This is a genomic window from Streptomyces sp. NPDC046977, from assembly GCF_040644455.1.
Lineage (GTDB): Bacteria > Actinomycetota > Actinomycetes > Streptomycetales > Streptomycetaceae > Actinacidiphila.
Window position 1 is genome coordinate 112579 of the sequence record NZ_JBEYWO010000008.1, and the last position, 20058, is coordinate 132636.

Consider the following 20058-nt stretch of genomic DNA (forward strand, 5'->3'; position numbering starts at 1 on the left):
AGGATCACAACGCCCCGATGTGCGGATTTCATCCTCCCGAAACAACGCTACGACGCGGGTCGGACAGCGGCCGGGCCCGCGGGCCCCGTCCGGGGGGCGCGCAGCCCCGCGAGGAAGTCGTCGACGAGGGCGGTCTGCCGGGCGGGCGGAAGGGCCGCCGGGTCGAACAGCGCCTGCACGACCAGGCCGTGCACGAAGGCCACGGCGGTCGCCGCCAGGCCGCCGGGATCGGCGTGCGGGGGCAGTTCCCCGAGAGCGACGGCCTCGTCGAGGTGAGTGCGCAGCCCGTCCCTCATGCGCGTGTAGCGCTCGGCCTGGTCGCGGCCGAGGCCGTCGTCGGACAGGGCGACGTCCCAGGAGGCGACCCAGATGCGGTTGCGGTCGGCGGCATCGGGGGCGAGCGGGAGGATGTCGAGCAGGACGGCGCGCAGGGAGGCCAGACCCGGGGAGGGGCGCTCGCGCCGGGGGCGTTCGGCGGTGCGCTGCTCCAGGATGCCGAGGGCGTGCGCCACCAGGGCCCGTTTGGTCGGGAAGTAGTGCATCAGCAGGCCGGTGGACGCGCCCATCTCGGCGGCGACGGCACGGAGCGTGAGCCCGGCGAAGCCCTTGGCGGCGAGCACCTGCCACACCGCCTCCGAGACGTCCTGGCGACGGGCTTCATGGTCTCCACGGGCTGGCGGCACGGGTGTAGCTTACCTACCGAACGCTCGTTACGTACGCTGGAAAGGCCACCGCCCATGTTCGCGATCCCGCTCACCGACGACGCCGTGCTCCGGCCCCTGGAGCCGTGGCGCACCGAGGAGTTCCTCGCCCACATCGACCGGGCCCGGGAGAACGTCGACCCCTGGATCCCCTGGGCGACGCGCAGCGCCGACGCGGACTCCGCACGGGCGGTCCTCCAGCGCTACGCCGACGGCCAGGCCCAGGACGGCAACCGCATCTACGGCATCTGGCTGGACGGCACCCTGGTGGGCGGCGTGATGTTCGTGTCCTTCGACGCCGCCGCGGGCCGGTGCGAGGTCGGCTGCTGGCTGGAGGCGGCCGGCCAGGGCCGGGGCCTGGTCACCCGGGCCGTGCGGGTGCTCCTGGACTGGGCGTTCGGCGAGCGCGGCCTGCACCGCGCCGAATGGTGGGCCGCCGCGGGCAACGAGCGCAGCATCGCCACCGCCCGGCGGCTCGGCATGACGCGGGAGGGAGTGCTGCGGCAGCACTCGCCCTACCGCGGCGTGCGCCACGACTACGAGGTGTGGGCCGTGCTCGCCGACGAGTGGCCGCCGGCCGGGGACGGGGCGGCGGCGGGGTGAGACGGTCCTGTCCGGGTCAGGCGCGGCTCGCCGCGATCTGCCGGGTCATGATCGTGGTGAGCTCGTACGCGGTGTGGGAGGCCGCGACGCTGGTGATCTCGGCGTGGTCGTACGCGGGGGCGACCTCCACGACGTCGGCGGAGACCAGGTTGCAGGACGCCAGGCCGCGCAGGATCTCCAGCAGCTCGCGGGAGGTGATGCCGCCGGCCTCGGGCGTGCCGGTGCCGGGGGCGTGGGCGGGGTCGAGGACGTCGATGTCGACGGAGATGTACAGCGGGCGCCCGCCGATGCGCTCGCGCAGCTGCTGGGCGACCTCGTCGGCGCCGCGCCGGTAGACGTCGGCGGAGGTGACGATGCCGAAGCCCATCTTCTCGTCGTCGGTGAGGTCCTTCCTGCCGTAGAGCGGACCGCGTGTGCCGACGTGGGACAGCGCCGAGGTGTCGAGGATGCCCTCCTCCACGGCCCGGCGGAACGGCGTGCCGTGGGTGTACTCGGCGCCGAAGTAGGTGTCCCAGGTGTCGAGGTGGGCGTCGAAGTGGAGCAGCGCGACCGGCCCGTGCCGGCGCGCCATGGCGCGCAGCAGCGGCAGGGAGATGGTGTGGTCGCCGCCGAGGGTCATCAGGCGGGCTCCGGTGCCGAGCAGGTCGTCGGCGGCCGCCTGGATCGTCTCGACGGCCTCGTTGATGTCGAACGGGTTGGCCGCGATGTCACCGGCGTCCGCGACCTGGGCGAGCGCGAAGGGCGAGGCGTCCTGCGCCGGGTTGTAGGGCCGCAGGAGGCGCGAGGCCTCGCGGATCGCGTTGCCGCCGAAGCGGGCGCCCGGCCGGTAGGACACACCCGCGTCGAAGGGCACGCCGACCACGGCGACGTCGGTGGCGCCGACCTCGTCCAGGCGCGGCAGCCGCGCGAAGGTGGCGGGTCCGGCGTAGCGCGGGACACGGGAGGAGTCGACGGGGCCGCGGGGTGCGCTGCTGCTCATGGGTGCCTGCCTGCTTTCGTGCACGTGGTGACGCCTTCGTGGTCGGTCCGCCCATGGCCTTGGACGGGAGCCCGCCGCATGCCGCCGGTACGACCGCGGTCCACTCCGGCGACATTAAGTGGCTACCAAGCTGTCCTGAAGTGTACGTTTCCTCCATTCAGCCTGGCCCGAATGGAGGGAACGCACATGCCGTCCCCGCGCCGGCACCTCGCGCCGCCCACCCCGCAGATCCCGCTGTCGGCGCTGCTGGCCCTGCCCGACCTCGGGCTGCGGCAGGTGGCCGGACCGCGGGCGGCGGAGGCGGACGTACGGGTCCAGTGGGTGCACGCCAGCGAGATGGAGGACCCCGTCCCCTATCTCCTCGGCGGCGAGCTGGTGCTCACCGCCGGTGTCCACCTCACCGCGGCGGTGGACCCCGGGCCCTACCTGGACCGGTACGTGGCGCGCACGGTGGAGGCCGGCGCCGCGGCGCTGGGCTTCGGCCTCGCCCCTGTGCACGACCGGATCCCGGCGGCACTGGTGGAGGCCTGCGACCGCCACGGGCTGCCGCTCCTGGAGGTGCCGCCGCGGACCCCGTTCACGGCCGTGGCCCGCGCCGTCTGGCAGGCCATGGGCGAGGCGCGGACCCGTGAGCTGCGGCATGTGACCGAGGCGCAGCAGGCGCTCGCCGCGGCGGCCGCCCGCCCCGACCCCGTCCCGGCCGTGCTGCGCCGGCTGGCCGGGCGCCTCGGCGCCTGGGCGGCGCTCGTCGGGCCGGACGGGTCGGAGGTGTACGCGGCCGGTACCGCGCCGGAGGCCGGAATCCGCGCGGCGGCGCACCGGCTGGCCCACGTGGTCGGCGACGCCGGGCCCGCGGATGCCGCCCGGCCGCCGTCCTCGGCCACCGACACCCACGACGGGACGCGGCTGTCCGCGTACGCCCTGGCCGGCGGCGGCACAGGGGGGCGGCCGGCGCTCGTCCTCGCCTCCGCGCACCCCGACCCGGCCGACCACGCGGTGGCCAATGTGGCGGCCGTCCTGCTCTCCCTCCTCACCGGGCCGCACCTGGGGACGGCGGAGGCCGCGCGGTCGGCCGCACTGGTGCGGCTGCTGCTCGGCGCGGCCCCCGAGGAGGTCGCGCCCCTGCTGGGGCCGGACGGGCCGTGGCTCGTCGTGCACGCCCTGCGCCGCGGCGCCCCCACCGACCCGCGGGCCGCCGCCGCACTCGGTGCCGCCCTGGGCACAGCGCTGCTGGAGGCCGGGGAGGAGGCGGTGCGCCTGCTGCTCCCCGCGGACCGCGAGGTCCCGGCCCAGCCCGGCTGGACGCTCGGGGTGAGCGCGCCGGTGCCCGCCGCCGCGCTGGCCGACGGGGACCGCCAGGCGGCGGGAGCGGTGCGCCGGGCCGTCGCGGGCCGCGACGCGCTGGTACGGCACCGGAGCGGGCACGGCGGCATGGCGGACCTGGTCGCGCCCGACGACGCCAGAGCACGGGCCCACCAGGTGCTGGCTCCCGTCGCCGGCTCCCCCGCCCTGGTGGAGACCCTGCGCACCTGGATCGGGCTGCACGGCAGCTGGGACCGCACCGCCCTCGCGCTCGGCGTGCACCGCAACACCGTGCGGCAGCGGATCGCCCGCGCCGCCGCCGCACTGGACGTCGATCCGGACGACCCGGACGTGCGCATGGAGCTGTGGTTCGCGCTCCGCTGGCTGTGAGCGGGAGCCGGGGCGCGGCCGGACCTCCCGGCTTTCTGACGCCCCGGCAGGAGATCACGCCTCGGCGTCGATCCCGTCCCGGCCGCACGGACCTCCGGCGGCACGGGAGAATGGGGGCATGCTGCCCCATGTCACCGTGCCCTCCCGCCAGGAACTCGCCGACCACCTCGTCGCCACGCGCATAGCGGGCGACGTCGCCACTCCCCGCGAGAACAACCGCTCCCACTACGCCCGGCTCGCCGAGGGCGACCGCCACTACTGGCTCGGCCTGGAACTCGCGGACCGGTGGACGGACGAGGAGGCGGTGCTCGCGGTCATGGCCGAGCGCTGCGGCGTCGTGGCCGACCCCGGGTACCGCGTCGGGCAGGACACGATCGACCCCGAGCTCACGATCAGCGCTCTGGAGCGGGCCGCCCGCGTGCTCTGCAAGGCCGTGGAGGACGGGCAGCGGGTGCTGTTCGCCACCGGCCACCCCGGCGGCCTCCTGGACGTCCACCGCACCCTGGCCGCCGCCCTGCGCGCGGCGGGCTGCGAGGTCATGTCCGTCCCCGGCGGCCTGTCCACGGAGGAGGGCGGGGTCTTCCAGTTCTGCGACGTGACGATGCTGGAGCGCGGCGCCACCTTGTGGCACACCCACTCCCCCGCCCCCATGGCGGCGGTCCTGGACGCGCTGGAGGCGCAGGACCTGCCGCTGCCCGACCTGGTGGTCGCCGACCACGGCTGGGCCGGATGCGCGGGACAGCGCGGCATCACCGCGATCGGCTTCGCCGACTGCAACGACCCGGCGCTCTTCCTGGCCGAGGCGGAGGGCACGGTGTCCGTCACCGTCCCCCTCGACGACCACGTCACCGACCCGCGCTTCTACGACCCGATGACCGCCTTCCTGCTGGACGCCGCGGGGCTGAACCGCCCGGCGTGACCGGGGGTCCCCGTGGGCGGCGCGGTCAGGACGTGCGCGGGACCCGGACCAGGCCCTCCTGGATGACGGAGACGGCCAGCCGCCCGTCCTGGGTGTAGATGCGGGCGGTGCCGAGCCCGCGGCCGCCGGAGGCGGACGGGCTCTGCTGGTCGTAGAGCAGCCACTCGTCCGCGCGGAACGGCCGGTGGAACCACATGGCGTGGTCCAGGCTCGCGCCCACCACGTCGCCGAGCGCCCAGCCGCCGCGTCCGTGCGCGAGGAGGACGGAGTCCAGCAGCGTCATGTCCGACACATAGGTGGCCAGGCAGACGTGGAGCAGGGGGTCGTCGGCGAGCTTGCCGTTGGTGCGGAACCACACCTGGGAGCGGGCTTCGCGCGGGCCGCGCTCATGGGCGAGGAACGGCGGCTCGTCCACGTACCGCAGGTCGACGGCGGCCCGCGCCTCCAGGAGGCGGTCCACGACCGTGGGGTCGGGGAAGAGGCCCGCGTGCGGCCGCAGCAGTTCCTCGCCGGTGGGCAGGGACTCCGGGTCCGGGGCGGCCGGCATCGGCTCCTGGTGCTCGAGTCCCTCCTCGTACGTCTGGAAGGACGCGGAGAGGTGGAAGATCGGCTGCCCGTGCTGCACCGCCACCACGCGCCGGGTGGTGAAGGAGCGGCCGTCGCGGATCCGGTCGACCTGGTAGACGATCGGGGCGCCGGGGTCGCCCATGCGCAGGAAGTACGCGTGCAGGGAATGGGCGTCGCGCCCCTCGGGCACGGTCCGCCCGGCCGCCACCAGCGCCTGGGCGGCGACCTGGCCGCCGAAGACGCGGGGCACGACGGCCGAGCGGCTGGCGCCGCGGAAGATGTCCTGCTCGATCCGCTCGAGGTCGAGCAGATCGAGCAGGGACTGCAGGCTCGTGTTGGTCACAGCGCTCTCTCGGGCCGGGCGGCGGACCGCTCGGTCACAGGCCCATCGACTTGGCGATGATCGACTTCATGACCTCGCTGGTGCCGCCGTAGATGCGGTGCACGCGGTTGTCCGCGTACAGGCGGGCGATCGGGTACTCCAGCATGTAGCCGTAGCCGCCGTGCAGCTGGAGGCAGCGGTCGATGACCCTGGCCGCCGTCTCGGTGCAGAACAGCTTGGCGCGGGCGGCGTCGGCGGCGTTGAAGTCGCCCTGCTCGTGGGCCTCCAGCGCGCGGTCGACGACGGCCTGCATGGCGTCCACGTCCGAGGCGCACTCGGCGAGCACGAACTTGGTGTTCTGGAACTCGGCGACGGCCTTGCCGAACACCTTGCGGTCGCGCACGTACTGGCCGGCGAAGCGGACGGCCGCGTCGGCCTGCGCGTAGGAGCCCACCGCGATCGCGAGGCGCTCGACCGGCAGGTTGTGGGCCAGGTAGGAGAAGGCCTTGCCCTCCTCGCCGAGCAGGTCCTCGACGGGCACCTTGACGTCGCTGAAGGAGAGCTCCGCGGTGTCGGAGGTGCGCAGGCCGATCTTCTCCAGCTTGCGGCCGACCGCGTACCCCTCGCTCTTGGTGTCGACGACGAGGATCGACAGGCCGCCGCGGCGGTCCTCCGCGGTGGCGGGCGCGGTGCGGCAGACCACGAGCACGCGGTCGGCGACGACGCCGCCGGTGATGAAGGTCTTGGCGCCGTTGAGGACGTAGTGGGTGCCGTCCGCGGAGAGCTTGGCGTTGGTGGTCATGCCGGCCAGGTCGGAGCCGGTGCCGGGCTCGGTCATGGCGATGGCCGTCATCATGTCGCCGCTGATGAAGTCGGGCAGCCAGCGCTTCTTCTGCTCCTCGTTGGCGAACTCCAGCAGGTACGGGAGCACCAGGCCGGTGTGCACGCCGCTGCTGCCGAAGCTGACGCCGGCGCGGGCGCACTCCTCGGTCACCACGGCGCTGAACTTCCAGCCGGTGACGCCGGCGCCGCCGTACTCCTCCGGCACCTCGATGCCGAAGATGCCCAGTTCGCCGAGGCGGTTGTAGAACTCACGGGGCGGGTAGCCGGACTCCTCCCACTGCGGGTAGACAGGCACGACCTCGCGGGCGATGAAGTCCCGGACGGTCTCCCGGAACGCCTCGTGGTCCTCGTTGAACACCGTGCGCCGCACGTGGCGCCTCCTCTGCAGACCGAGCGGAATAAGCAAGCGCTCAGTAAGTTACTTCCCGGTCGCGCGGACTGTCCAGAGCGGCAAAGGCGCCCAGGGCCAGCCGGTGCAGCAGCACGGCGGTCGCCGCGCGCCCGGGCAGCCCGCCGTGCGGTCCGAGGTGCGGCGTGGAGTTGAGCAAGCCGAAGACGGCGTGCACGGCCGCCCGCGCCTCGGCCTCGGCGGCCCCCGGATGGACCTGCCGGACGACCGTGACCCACTGCTCGACGTACTGGCGCTGCAGCTGGCGGACCAGCTTGCGGTCGGACTCGCGCAGCCGGTCCAGCTCCCGGTCGTGGAGGATGATCAGCGCCCGGTCGTCCAGGGCGAAGTCGATGTGGCCCTGGACCAGCGCGTCCAGCGCGGCGGCGGGGTCGCCCGCCTCGGCGACGCGCATCCGGCCCGCCGCGTGCAGCCGGCCGCTGATGCCGACGAGCAGCTCGGCCAGCATCGCGTCCTTGCCCGCGAAGTGCCGGTACAGGCCCGGGCCGCTGATGCCGCAGGCCGCCCCTATCTCGTCCACACCGACGCCGTGGAACCCGCGTTCGGCGAAGAGCCGCGCGGCCTCCTGAAGGATCTGGTCGCGTCTGCCGCTTGCCGCCCTCGCGGCCGTCCTCGTGGGCTCCACACCGCACCTTTCCGGGCGGCGCCCGGCGTCCGGCCGCCCCCGCGATCTCGTGGTCCTCATATTCTAGACAGCCGTGTTAACGACCGCTAACGTAGGGGACATCACAGTTAACGACCGCTAACACCCGGGGGCCCGCGACATGGAAGCACCCGTCCTCGCCAGCGCCGCGGATCCGGCGGGCGAGGCCTTTCACGCCAACGCCAAGGCACACGAGGAGCTGTCCGCGCAGCTGCGCGAGAAGCTCGCCGCGGCCGCCCTCGGCGGCGGCGAGCGGGCCCGCGCCCGGCACACCGCGCGCGGCAAGCTGCTCCCCCGCGACCGCGTGGACGGACTGCTCGACCCCGGATCGCCCTTCCTCGAACTGGCACCGCTGGCCGCCGACGGGATGTACGACGGGCAGGCCCCGGCCGCCGGCGTCGTCGCCGGGATCGGCCGGGTCTCCGGCCGCGAGGTCGTGATCGTCGCCAATGACGCCACGGTCAAGGGCGGCACCTACTACCCGATGACGGTCAAGAAGCACCTGCGCGCGCAGGAGATCGCCCTCGACAACCGGCTGCCCTGCCTCTACCTCGTGGACTCCGGCGGCGCCTTCCTGCCGCGCCAGGACGAGGTCTTCCCCGACCGCGACCACTTCGGCCGGATCTTCTTCAACCAGGCCACCATGTCGGCGCGCGGCATCCCGCAGATCGCCGCCGTGCTCGGCTCGTGCACGGCGGGCGGCGCCTATGTGCCCGCGATGAGCGACGAGGCGGTCATCGTGCGCGGCCAGGGCACGATCTTCCTGGGCGGCCCGCCGCTGGTGAAGGCCGCCACCGGCGAGGTCGTGACCGCGGAGGAGCTGGGCGGCGGCGAGGTCCACTCCCGTGTCTCCGGTGTCACCGACCACCTGGCCGAGGACGACGCCCACGCCCTGCGCATCGTGCGGAACATCGTGGCGACCCTGCCCGCCCGCGGAGAGCTGCCCTGGACGGTCGCGCCCGTGGAGGAGCCCGCCGTCGACCCCGCGGGGCTCTACGGCGCGGTCCCGGTCGACCCGCGCACCCCGTACGACGTCCGCGAGGTGATCGCCCGCATCACCGACGGCAGCCGCTTCGCGGAGTTCAAGGCCGAGTACGGCACCACCTTGGTGACCGGCTTCGCCCGCATCCACGGCCACCCGGTCGGCATCGTCGCCAACAACGGCATCCTGTTCTCCGAGTCCGCCCAGAAGGGCGCGCACTTCATCGAACTGTGCGACCAGCGCGGCATCCCGCTGCTCTTCCTCCAGAACATCTCCGGCTTCATGGTGGGCCGCCAGTACGAGGCGGGCGGTATCGCCAAGCACGGCGCCAAGATGGTGACCGCGGTCGCCACGACCCGGGTGCCCAAGCTGACCGTGGTCATCGGCGGCTCCTACGGCGCGGGCAACTACTCGATGTGCGGGCGCGCCTATTCGCCGCGCTTCCTGTGGATGTGGCCCAACGCCAAGATCTCCGTCATGGGCGGCGAGCAGGCGGCCTCCGTGCTGGCCACGGTCAAGCGCGACCAGATCGAGGCGGCCGGCGACACCTGGGCGGCGGAGGACGAGGAGGGCTTCAAGTCCCCGATCCGCGCGCAGTACGAGGAGCAGGGCAACGCGTACTACGCGACGGCCCGGCTGTGGGACGACGGCGTCATCGACCCGCTCCAGACCCGCCAGGTGCTCGGGCTCGCCCTCACCGCCTGCGCCAACGCGCCCATTCCGCAACGCGATCCCGGGGCGCCCGGCTACGGCGTCTTCCGGATGTAGGGGGACGACCGTGACTCCGCAGATGTTCGACACCGTCCTGGTCGCCAACCGCGGCGAGATCGCGGTCCGGGTGATCCGCACCCTGCGGCGGCTCGGGGTGCGCTCGGTCGCCGTCTTCAGCGACGCGGACGCCGACGCCCGCCATGTGCGCGAGGCCGACACCGCCGTGCGCATCGGCCCGGCGGCCGCCGCCGAGAGCTACCTGTCCGCCGAGCGGCTGCTGGAGGCGGCCGCCCGCAGCGGCGCCCAGGCCGTCCACCCCGGTTACGGCTTCCTCGCCGAGAACGCCGCCTTCGCCCGCGCCTGCGAGGACGCCGGGCTCGTCTTCATCGGCCCGCCCGCCCGCGCCATCGAGCTGATGGGCGACAAGATCCGCGCCAAGGAGACCGTCCAGGCGGCCGGGGTGCCCGTGGTGCCGGGCAGCAGCGGCAGCGGCCTCACCGACGGGCAACTGACCGCCGCCGCGCTGGAGATCGGCACCCCTGTGCTGCTCAAGCCGTCGGCGGGCGGCGGCGGCAAGGGCATGCGCCTGGTGCGCGACAAGGCGCTGCTCGGCGAGGAGATCGCGGCCGCCCGGCGCGAGGCGCGGGGCTCCTTCGGCGACGACACCCTGCTGGTGGAGCGGTGGATCGACCGCCCCCGGCACATCGAGATCCAGGTGCTCGCCGACGGCCACGGGCATGTCGTCCACCTCGGCGAGCGCGAGTGCTCGCTGCAGCGCCGCCACCAGAAGGTGATCGAGGAGGCGCCCTCCGTCCTGCTGGACGAGGAGACCCGCGCCGCCATGGGCGCCGCCGCCGTGCAGGCGGCGCTGTCCTGCGGCTATGTCGGCGCGGGCACGGTGGAGTTCATCGTCCCCGGCGCCGACCCGGCCGCGTACTGCTTCATGGAGATGAACACCCGGCTCCAGGTCGAGCACCCGGTCACCGAACTCGTCACCGGGCTGGACCTGGTGGAGTGGCAGGTGCGGATCGCGGCCGGCGAACGGCTGCCCCTCGCGCAGGAGGACATCGCCCTCGACGGCCACGCCGTCGAGGCGCGGATCTGCGCGGAGGTCCCCTCCCGGGGCTTCCTGCCCTCGGCCGGCACGGTGCTGGCGCTGCGGGAGCCCGCGGGCGAGGGCGTCCGGGTCGACTCCGGCCTGACCGAGGGCAGCGAGATCGGCACGTCCTACGACCCGATGCTGGCCAAGGTCGTCGCGCACGGCCCGGACCGCGCCACCGCGCTGCGCCGGCTGCGGGCGGCGCTGGCCGGTACGAGCGTGCTGGGCCTGGAGACCAACACCGGCTTCCTGCGGCGCCTGCTGGCGCACCCCGACGTCGTCTCCGGCGAGCTGGACACCGGGCTGATCGACCGCGAACTGGCCGGGCTCGTACCGTCCGAGGTGCCCGAGGAGGTCTACGCGGCGGCCGCGCTGCTGCGGCACGCCGCCCTGGAGCCCGCGACCCCGCCGGCGGCGTGGACCGACCCCTTCTCGGTGCCGAGCGGCTGGCGGCTGGGCGGCGAGCCCGCGTGGACGCCGCACTGGCTGCGCGTCCCGGGGCGCGAGCCGGTCGCGCTGCGCGTGCGCGGCCGGGCGGGGGACGCCACGGTGCGCGTCGGCGACGGCCCCGCGGTGCGGGCCCGCCTGGTCGCCGGGGCCGGCCCGCGGGTCACGGTGGAGTGGGACGGCGTCATCCATGCCTTCGACCACGCCGGCGAGTGGCTCGGCCGGGACGGCGACGGCTGGCACGTGCAGGCGTACGACCCCGTCGAGGCGGCACTGCGCGGCGGCGCGGGCACCGGCGGGATGGACACCCTCGCCGCGCCCATGCCCGGCACGGTGACCGTGGTCAAGGTCGGCAAGGGCGACGAGGTCACGGCGGGCCAGAGCCTGCTGGTGGTCGAGGCGATGAAGATGGAGCACGTCATCACCGCCCCGCACGACGGCACGGTCACCGAGATCGACGTGAGCCCCGGCAGCACGGTCGCCATGGACCAGGTGCTCGCCGTCGTCGCGCCGCATCAGGACCCGCGTGAGGAGGAGGCGAAGTGACCGCCGGGGACGAACGTCTCGGACTGCCGCTGTCCGTGCCCCTGGACGGGCTCCCGCGCCGGGTGCGCATCCACGAGGTGGGCGCGCGCGACGGCCTGCAGAACGAGAAGACGACCGTGCCGACCGAGGTGAAGGCGGAGTTCGTGCACCGCCTGGCCGGCGCCGGGCTGACGACCATCGAGGCGACGAGTTTCGTGCACCCCAAGTGGGTGCCCCAACTGGCGGACGCCGAGCAGCTGATGCCGCTGCTGGGCGACCTCGGCGAGGGCGTGCGGCTGCCGGTCCTGGTGCCCAACGACCGTGGTCTGGAACGTGCGCTGGCCCTCGGCGTGCGTGAGGTCGCCGTCTTCGGCAGCGCCACGGAGTCCTTCGCCAAGGCGAACCTCAACCGCACGGTGGACGAGTCCCTGGCGATGTTCGCACCGGTGGTCGCCCGCGCCCGCGCGGCCGGCGCCCGGGTCCGCGGCTATCTGTCGATGTGCTTCGGCGACCCCTGGGAAGGCCCGGTGCCGGTGGCCCAGGCCGCCTCCGCCGCCCGCCGCCTGTACGAGCTGGGCTGCGACGAGCTGAGCCTCGGCGACACCATCGGTGTGGCGACCCCCGGCCATGTGGTGGCCCTGCTGGACGCCCTGACCGGTCTCGGTGTGCCGGTCGACCGGCTCGCCGTGCACTTCCACGACACCTACGGCCAGGCGCTGTCCAACACCCTGGCCGCCCTCCGGCACGGCGTCGGTGTCGTCGACGCCTCCGCCGGAGGACTCGGCGGCTGCCCGTACGCCAAGAGCGCCACCGGCAACCTCGCCACCGAAGACCTGGTCTGGATGCTCGACGGCCTCGGCGTCGAGACCGGGGTCGACATCGGCCGTCTCACCGCCACCAGCGTGTGGATGGCCGGGCACCTGGGCCGACCCAGCCCGTCCCGTACCGTCCGCGCCCTCTCCCACCAGGAGTGATCACTGCCATGACGACCGCCCACCGGCTCCCCGCCGAGTACGAGGAACTCCGCCGCACGGTCGAGGAGTTCGCGCACGACGTCGTAGCACCGAAGATCGGCGAGTTCTACGAGCAGGACGAGTTCCCCTACGAGATCGTCCGCGAGATGGGCCGCATGGGCCTGTTCGGGCTGCCCTTCCCCGAGGAGTACGGCGGCATGGGCGGCGACTACTTCGCCCTCTGCCTGGCCCTGGAGGAACTGGCCCGGGTGGACTCCTCGGTGGCGATCACCCTGGAGGCGGGGGTCTCCCTCGGCGCGATGCCGGTCTTCCGCTACGGCACCGAGGAGCAGAAGCGGGAGTGGCTGCCCCGCCTGACCGCGGGCGAGCAGCTGGGTGCCTTCGGCCTGACCGAGCCGGAGTGCGGCTCGGACGCGGGCGGCACGCGCACCACCGCGCGGCTGGACGAGGCGACCGGCGAGTGGGTGATCAACGGCACCAAGTGCTTCATCACCAACTCGGGCACGGACATCACCGCCCTGGTCACGGTCACCGCCGTCACCGGGCGCGGCGAGGACGGCCGCCCGGAGATCTCCTCGATCATCGTGCCGTCCGGCACGCCCGGCTTCACGGTGTCCAAGAAGTACAGCAAGGTCGGCTGGAACGCCTCGGACACCCGGGAGCTGTCCTTCGCCGACTGCCGGGTGCCCGCGGCCAACCTGCTGGGCGAGCGGGGCCGGGGCTACGCGCAGTTCCTGCGCACCCTGGACGAGGGCCGGATCGCGATCTCGGCGCTGGCCACGGGCCTGGCGCAGGGCTGTGTGGACGAATCGCTGGCGTACGCCAGGGAGCGGGTCGCCTTCGGCCGCCCGATCGGCACCAACCAGGCGATCCAGTTCAAGATCGCCGACATGGAGATGCGCGCCCACACCGCGCGGCTCGCCTGGCGGGACGCGGCCTCCCGGCTGGTGGCCGGCGAGCCGGTCAAGAAGGAGGCGGCGATGGCCAAGCTCTACTCCTCCGAGAGCGCGGTCACCAATGCCCGGGAGGCCACGCAGATCCACGGCGGCTACGGCTTCATGAACGAGTACCCGGTGGCCCGTATGTGGCGGGACTCCAAGATCCTGGAGATCGGGGAGGGCACGAGCGAAGTGCAGCGCATCCTGATCGCGCGCGAGCTCGGCCTTCCGGCGTAGTTTCCACCGCCCCCTGCCCGATATCGGGCAGGATTCTTGCAAACCCTCCCGCCCGTCCCTCAGTATCGAGCGGTGCTCGAACGCCGGACGCCGCATGACGACCTGGTGGACCACCTGGTGCGGACCACGCCGCTGAGCCGCGGCGAGGCCGCCCGGGTGGTCCTCGACGTCCTGGCGTACTTCGACGAGACGGCCGAGGACTTCGTACGGCGGCGTCACCGCGAGCTGCAGTCCAAGGGGCTGCAGAACGCGGAGATCTTCGAACGGATCACCGCCGAGCTGCCGCACCGCGCGGTGGCCCCGCCGGAGTTCTCGCTGCGGCAGCTGCGCCGCATCGTCTACGGCTGACGCACGGTCCGCGGGCGCCTCGCGTCCGGGGCCGGCCCGCCGCACCCCACGGCGTTCGGGCCGCACCACGATCGGGAGGGACAACCACCATGTGCGGAATCGTCGGATACATCGGCAGGCGCGATGTCGCGCCGCTGCTGCTGGAGGGCCTGCAGAGACTGGAGTACCGCGGGTACGACTCGGCGGGCATCGTCATCACGGGCAAGTCCGGCGGCCTGAAGGCCGTCAAGGCCAAGGGCCGGGTCCGCGAGCTGGAGGCCCGCGTACCCAAGCGCTTCGCGGGCACCACGGGCATCGCCCACACCCGCTGGGCCACCCACGGCGCCCCCAGCGACGAGAACGCCCACCCCCACCTGGACACCGAGGGCAAGGTCGCCGTCGTCCACAACGGCATCGTCGACAACGCCGCCGAACTGCGCGCCAAGCTGACCGCCGACGGCGTGGTCTTCGCCTCCGAGACCGACACCGAGGTGCTGGCCCACCTCATCGCGCGCTCCGAGGCGGAGACGCTGGAGGAGCGCGTCCAGCAGGCCCTGTCGCGTATCGAGGGCACCTACGGCATCGCCGTGCTGCACGCCGACTTCCCGGACCGGATCGTGGTCGCCCGCAACGGCTCGCCCGTCGTGCTCGGCATCGGCGAGCACGAGATGCTGGTCGCCTCCGACGTCGCCGCCCTGGTCCGCCACACCCGCCAGGTGGTCACCCTGGACGACGGCGAGATGGCCACCTTGAAGGCCGGCGACTACCGCACGTACACCACGGCCGGCAGCCGCACGTCGCCCGAGCCGACCACCATCGAGTGGGAGGCCGAGAACTACGACCTCGGCGGCCACGACACGTACATGCACAAGGAGATCGCCGAGCAGCCGGACGCGGTGGACCGCGTGCTGCGCGGCCGGATCGACGACCGCTTCTCCACCGTGCACCTGGGCGGGCTGAACCTCGACGCCCGCGAGGCGCGCGCGGTGCGCCGGGTGAAGATCCTCGGTTGCGGCTCCGCGTACCACGCGGGCCAGATCGGCGCCCAGATGATCGAGGAGCTGGCCCGCATCCCGGCGGACGCCGAGCCGGCCTCGGAGTTCCGCTACCGCAACCCGGTGGTGGACCCCGACACGCTCTACATCGCCGTCAGCCAGTCCGGCGAGACGTACGACACCCTCGCGGCCGTCCAGGAGCTCAAGCGCAAGGGCGCGCGCGTCCTGGGCGTGGTCAACGTGGTCGGCAGCGCCATCGCCCGGGAGACCGACGGCGGCATGTACGTGCACGCGGGCCCCGAGGTGTGTGTGGTGTCCACCAAGTGCTTCACCAATACCGCGGTGGCCTTCGCGCTGCTCGCGCTGCACCTCGGGCGGATCCGCGACCTGTCGGTCGCCGACGGCCGGCGGATCATCGAGGGCCTGCGGAAGCTGCCGGGCCAGATCGCGGAGGTCCTGGCCGGCGAGGACGAGATCAAGAGGCTGGCGGCGGAGTACGCGGACGCCAGGAGCATGATGTTCGTCGGCCGCGTGCGCGGCTACCCGGTCGCCCGTGAGGCCTCGCTGAAGCTCAAGGAGGTCTCCTACGTCCACGCGGAGGCCTACCCGGCGTCCGAGCTCAAGCACGGCCCGCTGGCGCTCATCGAGCCGTCGGTGCCGACCGTGGCGATCGTCCCGGACGACGAGCTGGTGGACAAGAACCGGGCGACGCTGGAGGAGATCAAGGCGCGCAGCGGCCGCATCCTGGCGGTGGCGCACCAGGTGGAGGCGAAGGCCGACCACACCATCGTCGTCCCGCGCAACGAGCCGGAGCTCGACCCGGTGCTGATGGGCATCCCGCTGCAACTGCTGGCCTACCACTCGGCGCTGGCGCTGGGCCGGGACATCGACAAGCCGCGCAACCTGGCGAAGTCGGTCACCGTGGAGTAGGTCCCCGCGCCCCCGTGCACAGGGAACGGCCCCCCGCGCCGCTGGGCGCGGGGGGCCGCTTCGTACCGGTGGGTCAGGCCGCGTGCCCGCGGTGCGGGACGCCGAGCCGCCAGCCGTCCGCCAGGGCCCTGCGGCCCCAGGCGGCGTTGGTGAGCAGTGCGGTGCCGCCGTACCAGGCGACCACGCCGGCCACCAGGCCGATCCAGCCGGCCACCTTGCCGAGTCCGCCGTTGGAGGCCAGGGCGGCGATGCCGGACAGTGCGGCGGAGACGGTCAGCAGCCCGAAGGCCGCCTGCGCCACGCCGCCCATCTGCCAGGCCGCCATCGTGAGGGTGAGTGCCAGCAGCGCCCACAGGAGCATGAACAGCCCGACGACCTCCTTGCTCGCACCCGCGCCGGACCCGCCGGACCAGGTCACCCAGAAGGCGCCCAGTGAGGCGAACGCGGTGCCGGTGAAGCCGTTGCCGCCGTAGAACTCCCACATGCCGGCGACGAATTGGGTGATGCCGCCGACGAAGAGCGCGAGCCGCGCGGCGTCGGCCGCCGCGGCGTTGTCGATGACGCCCGTGCTGAACAGCCCGTAGGCGATCAGTGTCAGGCCGAGTGCCAGATATCCCAGAGCCGCTGCGCCGACTCCTGCTGAACGTGCCGTGGAGACGTCGTTGTCCACCGCCGGCCCCCTTCGTGTTCGAGGGAAGAAACTGCAGGTGAGATACCCTTCACAAGGGCACAAGCAATCCCGCGGAGCCGACATTCACGGCAACTGGCGCCGAATCGTTATGGAATGACCACGACAGGCCGCTGGGCACGCCGGGCGAGCCGTCCGGCGACCGATCCGAAGATCTTGCCGATGATCCCGTGCGTCCCGCCCACCACGATGGCGTCGGCCTCGTACTCCCGGCCGACCTCCTCCAGCTCGTGGCAGATGTCCCCGCCGCGCTCGACGAGGATCCAGGGAACCTCCGACAGGTGGTCGGCGCAGGCGAGTTCGAGGCCGAGCACCTCGGTGCGGTGGTCGGGGACGTCGACGAAGACGGGCGGTTCGCAGCCGGCCCACACGGTGGCCGGCAGGCGGTTGGCGACATGCACGATGATCAGCGCGGAACCCGAACGGCGCGCCATGCCGATGGCGTACGCGAGCGCCCGCTCGCTGGACAGGGAGCCGTCGAAGCCGACCACCACCCCGTGCCTGAAGGCGGGGTCGCAGGCAGCGCGCGGCTCGGAGTCCGCCTGCGGCACCGCCGCCGATTCGGCGAGCGGCTTTCCGTCGGCGGGCTCGGGGAGCTCGTAACCGGCCATGATGCGGTTTCTCGGCAAGGTCGGCGCCGGTGGCACCGAGTGGGCGGACAACAACAGTGCGGGGGCCGCGGGACCGACCGGATTTCGACCGGTAAGGGGCTGCCCTTCCCGCTGACTCCAGAGTACGGCGACCCCGTGCCAGTGCCCAGAGGTGCGCGGACCCTCACAGCGTCCCCTTACCCCGGAGTTTCCAGGAGAATGCCGGAGCGAGGCGCCGAGCGCAACGCCACGTCGCCAACCGGACAAGTCGCCCCTCCGCCCCGCGCCGCGGCCTGTCCGCCACCGGCCATATCCGGAATCGTCCTCAGGTCTCCTTCGGGCCCTGGGGGCGCACTCGTTCATCGGCCACATGGGGGGCGCACGACGGGGCGCTGACCTGGGGCGCGTACACTGATTCCCCTCATTTTCAGCCAACTTCCTTGTGGCAAAGGCCACTTGGGACACACCACCGCCAACCGCCCTGTCGCCGGTGAGGAACCGGAATGAGGGGGCGCACAAGCCTTGTGCGCCTGTCCACCGCTTCAAGGCACACTTCACGAGCGGAACTCTTCGTGATCGAATGCTTCACGCCACGTGGTCATGTCGACATACCGGCAGGTGATGAACTTGCCATTGCGGATGCAACTGAGCCAGTAGATTCGATCTTGAGAGACAACGGCGGGGGATCCGTGCAGGACCGAGAGGACGAGTCGACCGAGGGGGGCCCCAGCTCCATGAACCAGGAGTCCAGGACCGGCACCATGGCGGAGATCCAGTCGGCCGCCGGCATGTCCACCGCACTGTCCGTGTCTTCGGGGGCCTTGGGTGCCCCGGGCGTCCCGGCCGCTGCCGCAACTCCGGCGGCTCCGGGTGCCCACGGCTTCCCGAGCCTCCCGGGGGTTCCCGCGGCACCGGCCGCCGGCGCTTCCGCGGCGGGCCCGTCGGTCGCCGCCGCGGCCGGCCGCTCGCCCCGCAAGCTGTCGGCGCGACGCCGTCAGGAGGTCGTGGCCGTCATGCTGTTCAGCGGCGGCCCCATCTTCGAGAGCTCGATTCCCCTCTCGGTGTTCGGCATCGACCGCCAGGACGCCGGGGTGCCCCGCTACCGGCTGCTGGTCTGCGCCGGCGAGGACGGCCCGCTGCGCACCACCGGCGGCCTCGAACTGTCCGCGCCCTACGGGCTGGAGGCCCTGTCGCGGGCCGGCACGGTCGTGGTGCCCGCCTGGCGCTCCATCTCGCAACCGCCGCCCCCCGAGGCGCTGGACGCGCTGCGCCGCGCCCACGAGGAGGGCGCGCGCATCATCGGCCTGTGCACCGGCGCCTTCGTGCTCGCCGCCGCCGGGCTGCTGGACGGCCGCCCCGCCACCACGCACTGGATGTACGCGCCGACGCTGGCCAAGCGCTACCCCTCGGTCCATGTCGACCCCCGCGAACTCTTCGTCGACGACGGCGACGTGCTCACCAGCGCCGGCACCGCCGCCGGGATCGACCTGTGCCTGCACGTGGTGCGCAGCGACCACGGCAGCGAGGCCGCCAACGCGCTGGCCCGCCGGCTGGTCGTACCGCCGCGCCGGGGCGAGTGGGGCGGCCAGCCACGGCATCTGGACCGCTCTTTACCGGAGGAGATCGGGGGCGATCCCCTCGCCGAGGTCGTCGCCTGGGCCCTGGAGCACCTGCACGAGCAGTTCGACGTGGAGACCCTCGCCGCGCGCGCCTACATGAGCCGCCGCACCTTCGACCGCCGCTTCCGCACCCTGACCGGCAGCGCGCCCCTTCAGTGGCTGATCACCCAGCGCGTCCTCCAGGCGCAGCGGCTGCTGGAGACCTCCGACTACTCCGTGGACGAGGTGGCCGCCCGCTGCGGCTTCCGGTCCCCCGTCGCCCTGCGCGGCCACTTCCGCCGCCAGCTGGGCTCCTCCCCCGCCTCCTACCGCACCGCCTTCCGTGCCCGGCGCCCCCACGACGAGGCCGACGCACCCGCGGCCGCCAAGGACCCGCGCGGCCACGAGCCGTCCGGCGGCCCCGTGCCCGCGCCGCGCCGCGGCTCCCCGCAGCAGGCCGAGCGCACCGGCGGCGTGCTCCCGATCCCGGGCCAGGGCGGTCCGCCGGCCGGCGCCGGCATCGTCAAGCAGGACCCCGACGGCTACGCGGCCCGCATCCCCGAGCAGGCCGGCAGCCGCTTCGACGCCCGCGAGGTGCACCCGCTGCGGCGGTCCCGCGACGGCCGGGACGGACGGAGCAGGAACGCGGCTATGCCTGCTCCACGGGATCGCCCCGTAGGGTGAGACGTATGAACGACCGGATGGTGTGGATCGACTGCGAGATGACCGGGCTCTCCCTGGCCCAGGACGCTCTGATCGAGGTGGCGGCGCTCGTCACCGACTCGGAGCTCAATGTGCTCGGGGAGGGGGTCGACATCGTCATCCGCCCTCCCGCGGAGGCGCTGGAGAGCATGCCCGACATCGTCCGCACGATGCACACCGCCTCGGGGCTGCTGCAGGAGCTGGACGGCGGCGTGACCCTGGAGGAGGCCGAGAAGCTCGTCCTGGACTATGTGCGCCAGTACGTGAGGGAGCCCCGCAAGGCGCCGCTGTGCGGCAACTCCGTCTCCACCGACCGGGGCTTCCTCGCCCGCGACATGCCGACGCTCGAGCAGCACCTGCACTACCGCATCGTGGACGTCTCCTCGATCAAGGAGCTGTCCCGCCGCTGGTACCCGCGGGCCTACTTCGCCAGCCCCGACAAGAACGGCAACCACCGCGCGCTCGCCGACATCCGCGAGTCCATCGCGGAGCTGCGCTACTACCGCGAGGCGGTCTTCGTCCCCCAGCCGGGACCCGACACGGAGACCGCCCGCACCATCGCCGCGAAGCACGTCCTGCCTGCGGAAACGGCGAAGTGACCGACCCGCGGAAAAGGTAGGCGCGAGCACCCTCCCGG

General features: G+C 73.3%; 18 protein-coding genes. 11 read left to right on the plus strand and 7 right to left on the minus strand.

The annotated features are described in order from the left end of the window. Positions 1–47: 47 nt before the first annotated feature. Complete coding sequence (locus ABZ883_RS14440) at positions 48–683, minus strand: TetR/AcrR family transcriptional regulator (protein WP_360905938.1); 636 nt, start codon at positions 681–683, stop codon at positions 48–50. 54 nt (positions 684–737) lie between these two features. On the opposite strand from ABZ883_RS14440, the gene ABZ883_RS14445 reads away from it, so the two are divergent. Next, positions 738–1304, plus strand: coding sequence for a GNAT family protein (locus ABZ883_RS14445; protein WP_360905939.1), 567 nt, complete (start codon positions 738–740; stop codon positions 1302–1304). Positions 1305–1320: 16 nt separating this feature from the next. Here the strand turns inward: ABZ883_RS14445 and speB are convergent, their stop codons facing one another. Then, positions 1321–2283 (minus strand): agmatinase, encoded by a 963-nt coding sequence (speB, locus tag ABZ883_RS14450; RefSeq protein ID WP_360905940.1) that lies wholly within the window; start codon positions 2281–2283, stop codon positions 1321–1323. A gap of 186 nt (positions 2284–2469) precedes the next feature. On the opposite strand from speB, the gene ABZ883_RS14455 reads away from it, so the two are divergent. Next, entirely contained in the window at positions 2470–3975 is a 1506-nt protein-coding gene (locus ABZ883_RS14455) for a PucR family transcriptional regulator ligand-binding domain-containing protein (protein ID WP_360905941.1), read from the plus strand. Positions 3976–4093: 118 nt separating this feature from the next. Next, positions 4094–4894, plus strand: coding sequence for a phosphatase (locus ABZ883_RS14460; RefSeq protein WP_360905942.1), 801 nt, complete (start codon positions 4094–4096; stop codon positions 4892–4894). Between the two features lie 25 nt (positions 4895–4919). Here ABZ883_RS14460 and tesB read toward each other — a convergent pair whose 3' ends face one another. The 3 genes from tesB to ABZ883_RS14475 are packed head-to-tail and all read right to left on the minus strand — an operon-like array spanning position 4920 to position 7660. Then, positions 4920–5804, minus strand: a complete 885-nt coding sequence (gene tesB, locus ABZ883_RS14465; protein WP_360905943.1) for an acyl-CoA thioesterase II — start codon at positions 5802–5804, stop codon at positions 4920–4922. Positions 5805–5838: 34 nt separating this feature from the next. Then, positions 5839–6996, minus strand: coding sequence for an acyl-CoA dehydrogenase family protein (locus ABZ883_RS14470; protein ID WP_360905944.1), 1158 nt, complete (start codon positions 6994–6996; stop codon positions 5839–5841). A gap of 40 nt (positions 6997–7036) precedes the next feature. Then, entirely contained in the window at positions 7037–7660 is a 624-nt protein-coding gene (locus ABZ883_RS14475; protein WP_319661518.1) for a TetR/AcrR family transcriptional regulator, read from the minus strand. A gap of 139 nt (positions 7661–7799) precedes the next feature. Between ABZ883_RS14475 and ABZ883_RS14480 the strand changes: the two genes are divergently transcribed. From ABZ883_RS14480 to glmS, 6 genes are all read left to right on the plus strand, one after another. Then, positions 7800–9428: a carboxyl transferase domain-containing protein gene (locus ABZ883_RS14480; protein WP_360905945.1), complete on the plus strand. Its 1629-nt coding sequence runs from the start codon at positions 7800–7802 to the stop codon at positions 9426–9428. 22 nt (positions 9429–9450) lie between these two features. Beyond that, positions 9451–11463 carry a biotin carboxylase N-terminal domain-containing protein gene (locus ABZ883_RS14485; RefSeq protein WP_360906157.1) on the plus strand — a complete coding sequence of 671 codons (2013 nt, stop codon included), beginning with the start codon at positions 9451–9453 and terminating at the stop codon, positions 11461–11463. Then, positions 11460–12416 carry a hydroxymethylglutaryl-CoA lyase gene (locus tag ABZ883_RS14490; RefSeq protein WP_360905946.1) on the plus strand — a complete coding sequence of 319 codons (957 nt, stop codon included), beginning with the start codon at positions 11460–11462 and terminating at the stop codon, positions 12414–12416. Before ABZ883_RS14485 ends, ABZ883_RS14490 begins: the two co-directional genes overlap by 4 nt. Before the next feature lie 8 nt (positions 12417–12424). Beyond that, on the plus strand, positions 12425–13591 hold the full coding sequence (locus ABZ883_RS14495) for an acyl-CoA dehydrogenase family protein (RefSeq protein ID WP_360905947.1): 1167 nt from the start codon (positions 12425–12427) through the stop codon (positions 13589–13591). A 72-nt stretch (positions 13592–13663) separates the two neighbouring features. Beyond that, on the plus strand, positions 13664–13939 hold the full coding sequence (locus tag ABZ883_RS14500) for a hypothetical protein (RefSeq protein WP_360905948.1): 276 nt from the start codon (positions 13664–13666) through the stop codon (positions 13937–13939). An 89-nt stretch (positions 13940–14028) separates the two neighbouring features. Continuing rightward, positions 14029–15843: a glutamine--fructose-6-phosphate transaminase (isomerizing) gene (gene glmS / locus ABZ883_RS14505; RefSeq protein ID WP_360905949.1), complete on the plus strand. Its 1815-nt coding sequence runs from the start codon at positions 14029–14031 to the stop codon at positions 15841–15843. A 73-nt stretch (positions 15844–15916) separates the two neighbouring features. Here the strand turns inward: glmS and ABZ883_RS14510 are convergent, their stop codons facing one another. Together ABZ883_RS14510 and ABZ883_RS14515 are read right to left on the minus strand one after the other, a co-directional pair. Continuing rightward, entirely contained in the window at positions 15917–16513 is a 597-nt protein-coding gene (locus tag ABZ883_RS14510) for an acetate uptake transporter (protein WP_360905950.1), read from the minus strand. A gap of 107 nt (positions 16514–16620) precedes the next feature. Continuing rightward, positions 16621–17142 carry a universal stress protein gene (locus ABZ883_RS14515; RefSeq protein ID WP_360905951.1) on the minus strand — a complete coding sequence of 174 codons (522 nt, stop codon included), beginning with the start codon at positions 17140–17142 and terminating at the stop codon, positions 16621–16623. A gap of 992 nt (positions 17143–18134) precedes the next feature. Here ABZ883_RS14515 and ABZ883_RS14520 point away from each other — a divergent pair. Together ABZ883_RS14520 and orn are read left to right on the plus strand one after the other, a co-directional pair. After that, the gene (locus tag ABZ883_RS14520; RefSeq protein ID WP_360906158.1) at positions 18135–19403 is read left to right on the plus strand and encodes a helix-turn-helix domain-containing protein; all 1269 of its coding nucleotides are present in this window, start codon (positions 18135–18137) and stop codon (positions 19401–19403) included. 5 nt (positions 19404–19408) lie between these two features. After that, a complete protein-coding gene (orn, locus tag ABZ883_RS14525; protein ID WP_360905952.1) occupies positions 19409–20020 on the plus strand; it encodes an oligoribonuclease in 612 nt (203 codons plus the stop codon). Positions 20021–20058 lie beyond the last annotated feature (38 nt).

Coding starts and splice junctions, on each gene's coding strand:
- ABZ883_RS14445 (WP_360905939.1), top strand. CDS start 738: ATGTTCGCGATCCCGCTCACCGACGACGCCGTGCTCCGGCCCCTGGAG.
- speB (WP_360905940.1), bottom strand. CDS start 2,283: ATGAGCAGCAGCGCACCCCGCGGCCCCGTCGACTCCTCCCGTGTCCCG.
- ABZ883_RS14455 (WP_360905941.1), top strand. CDS start 2,470: ATGCCGTCCCCGCGCCGGCACCTCGCGCCGCCCACCCCGCAGATCCCG.
- ABZ883_RS14460 (WP_360905942.1), top strand. CDS start 4,094: ATGCTGCCCCATGTCACCGTGCCCTCCCGCCAGGAACTCGCCGACCAC.
- ABZ883_RS14480 (WP_360905945.1), top strand. CDS start 7,800: ATGGAAGCACCCGTCCTCGCCAGCGCCGCGGATCCGGCGGGCGAGGCC.
- ABZ883_RS14485 (WP_360906157.1), top strand. CDS start 9,451: ATGTTCGACACCGTCCTGGTCGCCAACCGCGGCGAGATCGCGGTCCGG.
- ABZ883_RS14495 (WP_360905947.1), top strand. CDS start 12,425: ATGACGACCGCCCACCGGCTCCCCGCCGAGTACGAGGAACTCCGCCGC.
- glmS (WP_360905949.1), top strand. CDS start 14,029: ATGTGCGGAATCGTCGGATACATCGGCAGGCGCGATGTCGCGCCGCTG.
- ABZ883_RS14515 (WP_360905951.1), bottom strand. CDS start 17,142: ATGGCCGGTTACGAGCTCCCCGAGCCCGCCGACGGAAAGCCGCTCGCC.
- ABZ883_RS14520 (WP_360906158.1), top strand. CDS start 18,135: ATGCTGTTCAGCGGCGGCCCCATCTTCGAGAGCTCGATTCCCCTCTCG.
- orn (WP_360905952.1), top strand. CDS start 19,409: ATGAACGACCGGATGGTGTGGATCGACTGCGAGATGACCGGGCTCTCC.